At 39.2% G+C, this 12,933-nt stretch carries 13 protein-coding genes and 1 pseudogene; 8 read left to right on the top strand and 6 right to left on the bottom strand.

The genetic code is table 11. The annotated features are described in order from the left end of the window. Positions 1-63: 63 nt before the first annotated feature. From lysS to FJR77_RS01775, 5 genes and pseudogenes are all read right to left on the bottom strand, one after another. Complete coding sequence (lysS, locus tag FJR77_RS01795) at positions 64-1,554, bottom strand: lysine--tRNA ligase (protein ID WP_000102449.1); 1,491 nt, start codon at positions 1,552-1,554, stop codon at positions 64-66. Positions 1,555-1,690: 136 nt separating this feature from the next. After that, positions 1,691-2,308, bottom strand: a complete 618-nt coding sequence (locus FJR77_RS01790; RefSeq protein ID WP_140834501.1) for a histidine phosphatase family protein — start codon at positions 2,306-2,308, stop codon at positions 1,691-1,693. Next, positions 2,308-2,790, bottom strand: a complete 483-nt coding sequence (locus FJR77_RS01785) for an aminoacyl-tRNA deacylase (RefSeq protein WP_140834504.1) — start codon at positions 2,788-2,790, stop codon at positions 2,308-2,310. Before FJR77_RS01785 ends, FJR77_RS01790 begins: the two co-directional genes overlap by 1 nt. Next, a complete protein-coding gene (locus FJR77_RS01780) occupies positions 2,790-3,632 on the bottom strand; it encodes a DUF368 domain-containing protein (RefSeq protein ID WP_023937375.1) in 843 nt (280 codons plus the stop codon). The genes FJR77_RS01785 and FJR77_RS01780 overlap by 1 nt, the downstream gene beginning before the upstream one ends. Before the next feature lie 93 nt (positions 3,633-3,725). Next, positions 3,726-4,526, bottom strand: a pseudogene (locus tag FJR77_RS01775) (glycoside hydrolase family 25 protein). Positions 4,527-4,680: 154 nt separating this feature from the next. Here FJR77_RS01775 and glmU point away from each other — a divergent pair. From glmU to FJR77_RS01740, 7 genes are all read left to right on the top strand, one after another. Continuing rightward, positions 4,681-6,060: a bifunctional UDP-N-acetylglucosamine diphosphorylase/glucosamine-1-phosphate N-acetyltransferase GlmU gene (glmU, locus tag FJR77_RS01770; RefSeq protein ID WP_140834508.1), complete on the top strand. Its 1,380-nt coding sequence runs from the start codon at positions 4,681-4,683 to the stop codon at positions 6,058-6,060. A gap of 9 nt (positions 6,061-6,069) precedes the next feature. Beyond that, positions 6,070-6,615: an NUDIX hydrolase gene (locus FJR77_RS01765; protein WP_061759823.1), complete on the top strand. Its 546-nt coding sequence runs from the start codon at positions 6,070-6,072 to the stop codon at positions 6,613-6,615. 11 nt (positions 6,616-6,626) lie between these two features. Continuing rightward, on the top strand, positions 6,627-6,938 hold the full coding sequence (macP, locus tag FJR77_RS01760) for a cell wall synthase accessory phosphoprotein MacP (RefSeq protein WP_061759824.1): 312 nt from the start codon (positions 6,627-6,629) through the stop codon (positions 6,936-6,938). 16 nt (positions 6,939-6,954) lie between these two features. Further along, the gene (locus tag FJR77_RS01755; protein ID WP_061759825.1) at positions 6,955-7,647 is read left to right on the top strand and encodes a 5'-methylthioadenosine/adenosylhomocysteine nucleosidase; all 693 of its coding nucleotides are present in this window, start codon (positions 6,955-6,957) and stop codon (positions 7,645-7,647) included. A gap of 76 nt (positions 7,648-7,723) precedes the next feature. Continuing rightward, complete coding sequence (gene rocS, locus FJR77_RS01750; protein ID WP_000021242.1) at positions 7,724-8,215, top strand: chromosome segregation protein RocS; 492 nt, start codon at positions 7,724-7,726, stop codon at positions 8,213-8,215. A 107-nt stretch (positions 8,216-8,322) separates the two neighbouring features. After that, on the top strand, positions 8,323-8,913 hold the full coding sequence (locus FJR77_RS01745; protein ID WP_061759826.1) for a 3'-5' exonuclease: 591 nt from the start codon (positions 8,323-8,325) through the stop codon (positions 8,911-8,913). Between the two features lie 8 nt (positions 8,914-8,921). After that, entirely contained in the window at positions 8,922-10,685 is a 1,764-nt protein-coding gene (locus FJR77_RS01740; RefSeq protein WP_140834509.1) for a glycerophosphoryl diester phosphodiesterase membrane domain-containing protein, read from the top strand. A gap of 530 nt (positions 10,686-11,215) precedes the next feature. Here the strand turns inward: FJR77_RS01740 and FJR77_RS01735 are convergent. Then, positions 11,216-11,647, bottom strand: coding sequence for a DUF6556 family protein (locus tag FJR77_RS01735; protein WP_140834511.1), 432 nt, complete (start codon positions 11,645-11,647; stop codon positions 11,216-11,218). Between the two features lie 138 nt (positions 11,648-11,785). Here FJR77_RS01735 and FJR77_RS01730 point away from each other — a divergent pair, with 138 nt between their 5' ends. Then, on the top strand, positions 11,786-12,928 hold the full coding sequence (locus FJR77_RS01730; protein WP_140834512.1) for a cysteine desulfurase family protein: 1,143 nt from the start codon (positions 11,786-11,788) through the stop codon (positions 12,926-12,928). Positions 12,929-12,933 lie beyond the last annotated feature (5 nt).

Below are 12,933 nucleotides of genomic sequence, written 5' to 3'. Positions count from 1 at the left end.
CAGGCTGTACTTGAGTACGGTAAGGCAACGCTGACGTGGTTTGAATTTGATTTTCGAAGAGTATTATTTCATTGTTGGGAAGAGCAATACATCACGGATAGTGGTTGTATCAGTGAGGAGCATGCAGAGACGGTCGATACCGATACCCAAACCACCTGTTGGTGGCATACCGTATTCAAGGGCTTCGATATAGTCGTAGTCGATACCTGTCGCTTCATCGTCACCAAGCTCTTTGGCTTTAGCTTGGGCTTCAAAACGGCTAAGTTGATCGATTGGGTCGTTGAGTTCAGTAAAGGCATTACCGTACTCCTTAGTCATGATGAAGAGTTCGAAACGGTCAGTAAAGCGCTCATCTTCAGGATTTTTCTTAGCAAGTGGAGATACAGCTACTGGATGTCCATAGACAAAGGTTGGTTGGATTAAAGTTTCTTCAACAAACTCTTCAAAGAAGGCGTTGATAATGTGGCCAACTTCAGTGTAGTGTTTTTCAACAGGGACTTTCTTCTCAGCAGCGATAGCTTTGGCTTCTTCAAAAGTCATGTCTTTCCAGAAATCGACACCTGTAATTTCCTTGATAGCATCCACCATATGAACACGTTTAAATGGTTCATTGATTTTGATTTCAGTACCTTGATAGTTAACTGGACCATCGCCTTTAACTGATTTAGCAGCGTGTTGGATAATACCTTCAGTCAAGTCCATGATATCTTGGAAGTCTGCATAAGCTTGGTAAACTTCGATAGAAGTAAACTCAGGGTTATGAGTAGCATCCATTCCTTCGTTACGGAAGATACGGCCGATTTCATAGACACGCTCCATACCACCAACGATAAGGCGTTTTAAGTGAAGCTCAGTCGCGATACGAAGCACCATGTCAATGTTTTGAGCGTTGTGGTGAGTGATAAACGGACGAGCAGCAGCACCACCAGCTTCGTTATGAAGAACAGGTGTTTCCACTTCAAGGAATCCTTTTTGATCAAGGTAACGACGGATTTCAGAGATGATTTTTGAACGAGTAACAAAGCGTTCAAAGCTTTCACGGTTTGAAATCAAATCAAGGTAACGTTTACGGTAAATAGTTTCAACGTCTGTTAAACCGTGGAATTTCTCTGGAAGCGGACGAAGGGCTTTGGACAAGTGAGTGATATGTGTAGCCTTGATAGAGAGTTCTCCCATATCTGTACGCATCACTTCGCCTTCGACACCAAGGAAGTCTCCTAAGTCAGCCTTTTTAAAGATTTCGTAGTTTTCTTCACCGACAGCATCTTTACGAACGTAGATTTGAATCTGGCCTTCGCGGTCTTGAAGGTGGGCAAAACCTACTTTACCTTTACCACGTTTGGTTACCAAGCGTCCTGCGATAGTAGCTGTTTCGTTTTTATCATGTAATTGTTCTTTATCGAGATCAGCATATTTATCTTTTAATTCTTGTGAATTTGCAGTGCGTTCAAAGCGTTTTCCGAAAGGATCGATTCCTTGTTCACGGAGCGCAGCCATTTTTTCACGGCGAACGATCTGCTGGTCATTTAGTTCTTCCATATGTTCTGTTGACATGGGATCCTCCTAGTTTTACTCAAAATTGAATACGATGAGTCATTTTTTGCGATACTCCCATTTTATCATAAATATCCAAGAAATTCACGGATAATCTTTAAAAACTAAAAAGAACTTGACACTAAAATCAAGTTCTTTATTGATAAGAGGTATCATTCCACGTATCAAGAGTGAATTTTTCAAAATCATGGGTTTCTAAAATTGTTAGGCTGGCATTTGCTAGACCGCCATCTTTACGAAGAAGTGGCTCTTTATAACCTAGAAGAGTACGAAGACTGGCAGTAAGATTGGCGCCGTGACCGACAATTAGAATACGCTCAGCTGGACTATCTTTGAGTGATTTGATAAATTGGATGGTTCGTTGCGTGGTGCTATAAAGGGATTCAGCTCCGAACATTTGAGTGTCAAATTTAGCAAGATTAGATCGGAAAGCTTTGATTTGTTGCGGATAAATAGCTTCCAAGGTTGCAATTTTCAAACCTTCCAACTTACCCAGCTGCCATTCACGAAGATTAGGAACACTTTCTAAAGGACAGGGAGTCTGGAGTTGACTTTGGATAATCTCAGCAGATTTGATTGCTCGAGGTAAATCACTTGAATAAATTTGTTCAAAAGGAATCTCCTTGAGATACTGGCCAAGTTTTTTGAGGATGTCAATGGATTCAGGAAGTAGGGGAGAATCTCCACTAGCACCTTGAAAGCGTCCTTCCTGATTCCAGACTGTACGACCGTGGCGGACAAAGTAGAGTTTCATTACTTGCTGTCCTCCAAGATATCTTCAAAGTCAGCCTTTACAAAGCTAGCCAAGTCTTGTGGTGCGACGATAATGCTGTGACCAACTTCCCCAGCAGAGACAATCATTTGATCCAAGTCTAGGGCGATCTTATCGATAAAAATGGGGTAATTGTGTTTCTGACGAATGCCGACAGGATTATTGGCTCCATGAATATAACCTGTTGTTTTTTCCAAGTCTTTTTGAGGAATCATGCTCACTTTTTTATTGCCAGAAATTTTAGCTAGTTTCTTTTCAGACAAGTGTTGAGTGATGGGAACAATTCCGATAATCGGTCCTGTCTTATCTCCTAAAAGAGCCAAGGTTTTGAAAATCTGATCTCGTTCATAACCTTGCGGAAGTTCTCCTTCCAGAGCATTGATTTGAATTCCCTGATGTGAGATACCTGCTTTAGACAGGATTTGTTCCACCAATGTTTTTTTGATTTTAACTTTTTTTGCCATTATTTATACTTATCCTCCAATTGGCTCATCCAAATACCAAGCCAGATTCCCAAGGCAAAGAAGAAGGCGATGATGACATACCCAACAAGTGAAAGGCCTGTGTATTGGATGCTTTCAGCGTTTCCTGCATTTGGAATCAAGATCAAAAGGGTACTTGATAGGACGATCCCGATGATGAAATGATAGACGCGAGAGTGGTAGTTATTTAAGGCATAATCCATCAATTTTGAAAAAATGATGAGAGTTGCACCTGCTCCGATTCCAATCGGGAAGAAGGTTCCTAAGAGGTCAAAGGTTTTAAAACCAGTCAACATAGGAGCATAGAGTCCCAAAATCAAAAGTAGATTTGATGGACTGAGACCAGGAACCAATACTCCAAGAGCCAGTAGTGCACCTGCTAAAACAAAATTAAGAAAGCTGGCGCTTAAGGTTCCAACGACAAAATTTAAGGCATAGAGACCTAGTCCAGAAATGATAAAGGTGGCCCAGAACCAAGCTAAATCAATCTTGTCTCGGTCAGATTCTCGAGTTGATTCTTTTAGTAGGCTAGGAACAGTACCAATGATGGCCCCTGCAAAGCTCCATAAGACAAAGACCTGATAATTTTCAAGCAGGTATTCAATCGGATAAGAAAATAAGCCGATTCCCAGAAGCATACCGATGGCAACTGGAATAAAGTACAAAACATTTTCTTTGAAGTCTTTAAAGGGGTGGGCCAGAAAGCCAATCATTCGTTCATAAATCCCTAAGATTGCTGCTAGAACTCCTCCGGAAATTCCCGGTAGGATAAAACCAAGAGCAATCACAATCCCTTTAATAAGGCGTGCTAACCATGAGAGCATATTTTTCCTCCAACTATTTCTATTTCAAAAAATCCTTACTATATTGTATCACAATCAAACACAAAAGAAAAAGCAAATGATAAACAAATGCTTTTAAGGTTTTAAAAAGAGTTTTCTAAAAGTTTCTTCTTTGTTTTTTAAGGAAGAGATGACGTTGATATCCAAATCGTGATTAAAGCCAGCAATTTTTCCTTTAGAAGTCTACTGGTGGATGTCGTAATCTAAATCAGTTTTTGGAGTTGCCTCGTAGAATCCTGAGTCAGAACCATAGGACGGAATCCAAATAGAAGAAAATTTTGTAGTGTCAATACTGTGTTCTTCCATGAAATAGACACCAATGTAGATTCCGATATTTTTAGCACCTAGCGATTCTAGTTTTGCACGAAAGGCTTCAACACCTTCGTTCATATTAGACATGGTTTTTTCTTCCACGTCTAGCCAATAGTAACTAGGGCTGTATGGTGAAGATGCGTTATAGAATACTTCAGCGGCTTTTTCCATTTCTTGGACATTTTTTCCAGCTAAATAAGCATAGACACCAACTGGGACATTTCGTTTTTGAAACTCCGTGATATGGGTTTTAAAGGCCTTATCTACCCCATTAACAAAGGCAGCATCGTTCTCTTTGGACGTTTGAGCGCCACTATGGACGCGAACAATAGCTCCAGAAATGTTTTGGGACAGAGTATCGTAATTAATTTCCTCAGGACGCTGCCAACCAGAAACATCAATTACCGGTTTATCTATATTGTGTAGCGCTTGTGTTTCTACTTGCGCGATATTTGACTTTGTTTTTACAGGATGGTCCTCAAAACGAGGGCGATTCAGGATTAAAATGAAAATCATAATCCCAAAAAAACCAAATAAAATAAGCGGATTAATTTTCTTTCTCATATCTCATAATTTTACCTTAAAAATGAAAAAAAATCAAAAAAAATATTCAAAAAATGGGTCAAGAAAGGACTTTAGAGCATTTTTTCATTCAAGAGCGCGGAATGATTTGAAATATGGTATAATAAAAGGGAATTTCTAGAGAAAAGAGAAGATTATGTCAAATTATGCCATTATTTTAGCAGCGGGTAAAGGGACTCGCATGAAATCTGATTTGCCAAAAGTTTTGCACAAGGTTGCGGGCATTTCCATGTTGGAACATGTTTTCCGTAGTGTGGGAGCTATCCAACCTGAAAAGACAGTAACAGTTGTCGGACACAAGGCAGAATTGGTTGAGCAGGTCTTGGCTGGACAGACAGAATTTGTGACTCAATCTGAACAGTTAGGAACGGGTCATGCAGTTATGATGACAGAGCCTATTTTAGAAGGTTTATCAGGTCACACCTTGGTCATCGCAGGAGATACTCCTTTAATCACAGGTGAAAGCTTGAAAAACTTGATTGATTTCCACATCAATCATAAAAATGTGGCTACTATCTTGACTGCTGAAACAGATACTCCTTTCGGCTATGGACGAATTGTTCGTAATGATAATGCTGAAGTTCTTCGCATTGTTGAGCAGAAGGATGCTACAGATTTTGAAAAGCAAATCAAGGAAATCAACACTGGAACATACGTCTTTGACAACGAGCGTTTATTCGAGGCTTTGAAAAATATTAATACCAATAACGCTCAAGGTGAATATTATATTACAGATGTCATTGGCATTTTCCGTGAAGCTGGTGAAAAAGTTGGCGCTTATACTTTGAAAGATTTTGATGAGAGTCTTGGTGTAAATGACCGTGTAGCTCTTGCGACTGCTGAGTCGGTTATGCGTCGTCGCATCAATCATCAGCACATGGTCAATGGTGTTAGCTTTGTCAATCCAGAAGCAACTTATATCGATATTGATGTCGAGATCGCTCCTGAAGTTCAAATTGAAGCCAATGTTATCTTGAAGGGGCAAACGAAAATTGGTGCTGAGACTGTTTTGACAAATGGAACGTATGTAGTGGATAGCACTATCGGAGCAGGAGCTGTTATTACCAACTCTATGATTGAGGAAAGCAGTGTTGCAGACGGTGTGACAGTCGGTCCTTATGCCCACATTCGTCCAGGTTCAAGCCTAGCTGCCCAAGTTCATATTGGAAACTTTGTTGAGGTGAAAGGTTCTTCAATAGGTGAGAATACCAAGGCTGGTCATTTGACGTATATCGGAAACTGTGAAGTAGGTAGCAACGTTAATTTTGGTGCAGGAACCATTACAGTCAACTATGACGGCAAAAACAAATACAAGACAGTTATTGGCAACAATGTTTTTGTTGGTTCAAATTCAACCATTATTGCGCCAGTAGAACTTGGTGACAATTCCCTCGTTGGAGCTGGTTCAACTATTACTAAAGATGTTCCAGCGGATGCTATTGCTATTGGTCGTGGTCGTCAGGTCAACAAAGACGAATATGCAACACGCCTTCCTCATCATCCTAAGAATCAGTAGGAGCCTATCATGGAATTTGAAGAAAAAACGCTTAGCCGAAAAGAAATCTATCAAGGACCAATATTTAAACTGGTTCAAGATCAGGTTGAATTACCAGAAGGCAAAGGAGTTGCCCAACGGGATTTGATTTTCCATAACGGAGCTGTCTGTGTTTTAGCAGTAACGGATGAGAAAAAACTTATCTTGGTCAAGCAGTATCGCAAAGCTATCGAGGCTGTCTCTTACGAAATTCCAGCTGGAAAACTGGAAGTAGGAGAAAATACTGACCCTGTTGCAGCAGCTCTGCGTGAACTGGAGGAAGAAACATCCTATACAGGGAAATTAGAACTCTTGTACGATTTTTATTCAGCTATTGGCTTTTGTAATGAGAAGTTAAAACTATACCTAGCCAGCGATTTGACAAAGGTGGAAAATCCGCGTCCGCAGGATGAGGATGAAACCTTGGAAGTCCTTGAAGTGAGCCTAGAAGAAGCTAAGGAATTAATCCAATCAGGTCATATTTGTGATGCCAAGACAATTATGGCTGTTCAATATTGGGAATTGCACAAAAAATAGAGGAGGTTAGTATGGGTAAACCTTTATTAACGGATGAAATGATTGAAAGAGCTAATAGAGGCGAAAAAATTTCGGGTCCTCCTTTACTAGATGATGAGGAAACCAAGATTTTACCAACCTCTTCTTCCTATTTTGGTTATGCCAATCCAAAGGATCATGGTTTTAGCCAGGAAACCTTGAAGATTCAGGTCGAACCGTCTATTCATAAAAGCCGTCGCATTGAAAATACCAAGAGAAATATCTTCAATTCTAAATTGAATAAAATCTTATTTGCAGTCATCTTTCTCTTGATTTTGCTTGTCTTAGCAATGAAACTTTTGTAATAGAAAAGGAATTGAAATGAAAATAGGAATTATAGCTGCTATGCCAGAAGAACTGGCTTATCTGGTCCAGCATTTAGACAATGCCCAAGAGCAAATTGTTTTGGGGAATACCTATCATACAGGAACCATTGCTTCGCATGAAGTCGTTCTCGTAGAGAGTGGAATTGGTAAAGTCATGTCTGCTATGAGTGTGGCGATTTTGGCTGATCATTTCCAAGTGGATGCTTTGATTAACACAGGATCTGCTGGGGCAGTAGCAGAGGGTATTTCTGTTGGAGATGTTGTGATTGCTGACAAATTAGCCTATCATGACGTGGATGTTACAGCTTTTGGATATGCTTATGGACAAATGGCGCAACAACCGCTTTATTTCGAATCAGATAAAACTTTTGTTGCTAAAATCCAAGAAAGTTTATCTCGATTGGACCAAAAATGGCATCTTGGATTGATTGCTACAGGAGATAGTTTTGTTGCAGGAAATGATAAGATAGAAGCGATTAAGTCCCATTTCCCAGATGTTTTGGCTGTTGAGATGGAGGGGGCAGCTATTGCTCAGGCAGCGCATGCCCTTAATCTTCCAGTCTTAGTCATCCGAGCTATGAGTGATAATGCCAACCATGAAGCAAACATCTCTTTTGATGAGTTTATTATCGAAGCTGGACGTCGCTCTGCCCAAGTCTTATTAGCCTTTTTGAAGGCTTTAGATTAAGCGAAAATTTGACAGTTTTTCTAGCTTATGATAAGATTTAAGTAAAGAAAAGCTAGAAAACGTTTCAGAGGATATTATGAGTATTGAAATGACCGTCAGTGAGATTGCAGAGGTCTTAGGATTATCTCGCCAAGCAATCAATAACCGTGTCAAAGAATTACCAGAAGAAGACACAGATAAAAATGACAAAGGGGTAACAGTAGTTACTAGAAGCGGCTTGATTAAGCTAGAAGAAATCTATAAAAAAACGATTTTTGAAGATGAGCCTGTCAGTGAAGATGTCAAGCAACGTGAACTGATGGAGATTCTAGTTGATGAGAAGAATGCAGAAATTCTCCGTCTTTATGAACAATTAAAAGCCAAGGATCGTCAGCTATCAGAAAAAGATGAGCAGATGCGCATCAAAGACCGTCAGATTGCTGAGAAAGACAAACAACTAGATCAGCAGCAACAATTGACTCTTCAAGCCATGAAGGATCAAGAAAATCTCAAGCTAGAGCTGGACCAAGCAAAAGAAGAAGTCCAATCCACTAAGAAAGGCTTTTTTGCTCGTTTATTTGGAGGATAATCAAGGAGCTGTTTAGGTTAAATGCTAACCTGATGGCTTCTTTTGTTTCTAAATAGTATAGTTGCTCAAATAGAATAAGAAGAGAGATAGTAGAAGAGAGGTATAGAATGGAACGATTAGAAGAGTACATTGCTTTTGACTTAGAATTTAATCAGCACGAAGGACAAACACACTTGATTCAAGTATCGGCAGTGCATTTTAGAGATGGACAGGAAATCGATGCCTATGATTCCTATGTTCATATCAATGTACCTCTAAAAAGCTTTATCAATGGTTTGACTGGGATTACGGCTGAGACCTTAAAAGATGCTCCTCCAGTGGAGGAAGTCATAAAAGAATTCCAAGAATTTGTGGGTTCTTTACCGATGGTAGGATACAATGCTGCTAAAAGTGATTTGCCTATTCTAGAAGAACATGGTTTAGACTACAGCCAGCAGTACAAGGTAGATCTGTATGATGAAGCTTTTGAACGTCGGAGTTCGGATTTACACGGTATTTCTAATCTCAAGTTGCAAACTGTTGCTTCATTTCTTGGATTTCAAGGTCAGTCTCATAATAGTTTAGAGGATGCACGGATGACAGCGCGTGTTTACGAGTCCTTCCTAGAGTCGGATCAAGCTAGAGAATTGTTAGAGACAGAAAGTAGTCTTTCAAACAATCCTTTTGGAGGCTTGGACTTGTCTCAATTATTTGACTAGGAGTGCCTATGAAACCTGAAAAACCTAAAAATCTAGGTTTTAAGCAGATATACTTTAATCTAGATAAAATACTTTTTCTATTTTTCTTGACTTTCATGATGATTGAGTTTGTCTGGTTACCATCAAATTCTTGGATTGCTGGACTTTTGCTCCGTCAGACAGGTTATCTCTTTCTATCCTACAACAATATTTTTGCCATTATAACGGGTTCTCCCTTTGTTAGTCTTGCTTTATTTATTCTGGTAATCGTTAATTTACTGATCGCCTATTACCAGATAGGACTTCTCTTTATTGGTGCTCGGCATTTATTATGTCATGAAAAGAGGACCTTGCTGGAGTACAGTCGCAAGGTCTTTCGACAAAGTTTCTTGTTTATGAAGCAAGTCACGCTTGCCAAGATAACCTTTATCTTCTTTTATGTCATGATGCTCTTTCCAGTGATTCGAAAGATTTTAAAGATTTACTACTTAAATAAAATTGTCATTCCGGACTTTATCGTTGATTATGTGGAAGACAAGTATTGGCTAGTAGGTATAGTGGTTACTATTCTAGCTTTACTTCTATTTTATATTTCAGTGCGTTTCATGTTTGCCCTACCTCAGCTTTTATTTGAGAAGAAGACAGTCAAAGAAGCAGTCAGATACAGTCTAGAGAAGACAAGAAAGCACTCCTGGTTTTATATTTGGAACTTGCTTTGGATTGTCGTCAAAACCTACCTATTTTTCATTCTTTTATTGATTCCAATATTAGCAAGTCAGGCACTGATGGATGGTCTGACACATAAGGAATCTCTTGTTCTGGGAATTATCAATTTTGTCTTGATTAAGAATTTTCATTATATAGCCTTGACTTACTTTCTTATTAAGTTTGTTTCCTTCTTAACGGGAGAAGAACTAGAAATTACACCAAGGAGAAAGAAAGACCACTGGATGAGATGGGGAGTGATGGGCTGTGCTTGTATCTTTTTCGCTCTTGAGGGTTATGTTTATTTAGAAGCTCCAGTAGCCAATAAACCTTTAATCATTTCTCACAGGGGAGTATCTAATAAGAATGGTGTGCAAAATACCGTCCAATCACTAGAAAAAACCGCTCAGTTATCTCCAGATTTCGTTGAGACAGATGTTCAGGAAACAAAAGATGGCCAGTTTGTCATGATGCATGATGCCAATATCAAGAATCTGACAGGAGTTAATGCCAATCCACAGGATCTAACTTTGAAAGAATTAACCAAACTTGATATTTCAGAAAATGGTTATCATAGCAAGGTGTCCAGTTTTGATGACTATCTCAATAAAGCCAATGAATTGCATCAAAAACTCCTCATTGAAATTAAAACCAGTCGAAAAGATAGTCCAGATATGATGAAACGATTTATGGAAAAATATGGAACGGTTCTTAAGCAGAATGGTCACCAAATGCAATCTTTAGACTACCATGTGATTGATCAGGTTCTAGCCTACGATTCTCAAATTCCAGTCTATTTCATCCTACCTTATAATAGTATCTTCCCAAGAACCAAGGCTACAGGTTATACCATGGAGTATTCAACTTTAGATGAAAATTTTGTCAACAAGCTTTGGAATACGGATCAGAAATTGTACGTTTGGACTATCAATAGTTCAGAGTCCTTTGATAAATCCGTTCATTTGGGAGCTGATGGCATGATAACGGATGACTTGGAAATGATTCAAGATCAAGTTACCATTGCCCAAGAAGACCCAGAGTATACTGAATTGCTTTTCAAACAGGCCATGGAATTCTTTAATTTTTAGTAAGCAAAAAACCACCTCTAAAATAGCAAAAAAACGAGCATTGTATCAGTTGGATATGCTCGTTTTATTATGCCATGGTTTATAATTGATACTCAATGAAAATCAAAGAGCAAACTAGGAAACTAGCCGCAAGCTATACTTGAGTACGGTAAGGCGATGCTGACGTGGTTTGAAGAGATTCTCGAAGAGTATGAAATAAGAATAAAACAGGAAGTAATGCCTATGAAGTGGTTGAACTAGGTTATTTATGTTAGATGTAAAAGGCTTACTAATTTCTGCATGAAGAAGAATTTCGAATATAAGGTGAATGAAAAATGGATCTTGCCCCCCTTGGGGCAGATGAGAGAGTATTGTTGGCGCGTGCAAAGTTTATGTTAGAGACAAATAAGTTATCACAACATAGCTAGGTTTCAATTTTATGAGTATGAATCTCATAAAATTGGTCAAGAAACTACCCTCTAAAACATCAATTATACAAAGAGAGACTGTGTAGTTTTATTTTTGAGTTAATTTTTTCTTAAATCAAGTGCTTACTGAGGATTGCTTTTATTTTCTGAAGTTGGAGTATTGGGTTGTTTTTCATTTTCAGTGGTAGCTTTACTTGGAGCAGGAGTAGTAGAGTCCTGAGTTGCTGTTTTCTGCTCTTCTTTTTTCTCTTCCTTGACACTAGATTGTGGTGTTTCTTCTTGCGGTGTTTTTTCTTGAGAAGTGTTATTTTCTTTATTGGGACGAGTGTTTTCCTGAGGGGCTTCCTTTTGAATTTCTTTGACAATTGTTGTCGTCTGGCTTGTCGTAGGTTCTTTTTTAGTATTTTTGTTATTATCCAAGGCGTTCATGATAGTGATACTTGCGGTAATCAAGCCAAGGATACTACCAATAGTAGCAACGGTTTTTTGAAAGACTGTAAAGCCTTTTTTGATGTGTTCTGTTTTTGGTTTTGAAGTTCTACGATAATTAGACATGCATTCTCTCCTTTAATTAAAATTTATTATACCGCATTTCTTTAAAAAAATCTTAAAAAAAGAGGAATTGCCTATTCTTGTCGCAGGCTCCGTTTCATGATACAATAGAAAGAGTGATTTTAGAAAGCGTGAGAAAACATGATTTACTTTGATAATTCAGCGACGACCAAGCCCTATCATGAAGCCATTGAAACCTATATGCAGGTGGCTTCAAAAATTTTAGGAAATCCATCTAGTCTCCATCGTTTGGGAGACCAGGCAACACGAATCTTAGATGCTTCCCGCCAACAGATTGCAGATTTAATCGGTAAGAAAAGCGATGAAATCTTTTTTACCTCTGGTGGGACAGAAGGAGATAATTGGGTCATCAAGGGTGTGGCCTGTGAAAAAGCCAAGTTTGGCAAGCACATCATCGTATCAGCCATTGAACATCCAGCAGTCAAAGAGTCAGCCCTCTGGTTGAAAAGTCAAGGATTTGAAGTGGATTTTGCTCCAGTTGATGAGAAAGGATTTGTGGATGTTGAGGCTCTAGGAGCTTTGATACGACCTGATACAATCCTAATTTCTGTCATGGCTGTAAACAATGAAATCGGCTCGATTCAACCTATTCAAGCTATTTCAGAACTCTTGGCAGACAAGCCGACTATTTCCTTCCACGTTGATGCGGTTCAGGCGCTTGCCAAGATTCCAACTGAAAAGTATCTGACAGAACGAGTGGATTTTGCGACTTTCTCTGGTCACAAGTTCCACGGAGTCCGAGGTGTTGGTTTTGTCTATATAAAGTCTGGCAAGAAGATTACGCCTCTTTTAACAGGTGGTGGTCAGGAGCGTGATTATCGTTCGACAACTGAAAATGTAGCAGGGATTGCAGCGACAGCCAAGGCCCTCCGTTTGTCTATGGAAAAGCTGGACATCTTTACTAGTAAGACAGGACAGATGAAGGCAGTGATTCGCCAAGCTCTTCTGGACTATCCAGACATTTTTGTCTTTTCAGATGAGGAAGACTTTGCCCCTCATATTCTGACTTTTGGAATCAAAGGTGTTCGTGGTGAAGTTATCGTTCACGCCTTTGAAGACTATGATATTTTCATCTCAACGACCTCTGCTTGTTCATCCAAGGCAGGGAAACCTGCAGGTACCTTGATTGCTATGGGAGTGGACAAGGATAAGGCCCAGTCAGCTGTGCGTTTAAGCCTTGACCTAGAAAATGATATGAGTCAGGTCGAGCAGTTTTTGACCAAGCTAAAATTAATTTATAATCAAACTAGAAAAGTAAGATAGGAGCA

The sequence above is a fragment of the Streptococcus shenyangsis genome, from assembly GCF_006385785.1.
GTDB classification, from domain to species: Bacteria; Bacillota; Bacilli; order Lactobacillales; family Streptococcaceae; genus Streptococcus; species Streptococcus shenyangsis.
The sequence above is the reverse complement of the archived record's forward strand: the minus strand, read 5'-3'. Positions and strand labels throughout refer to the sequence as shown.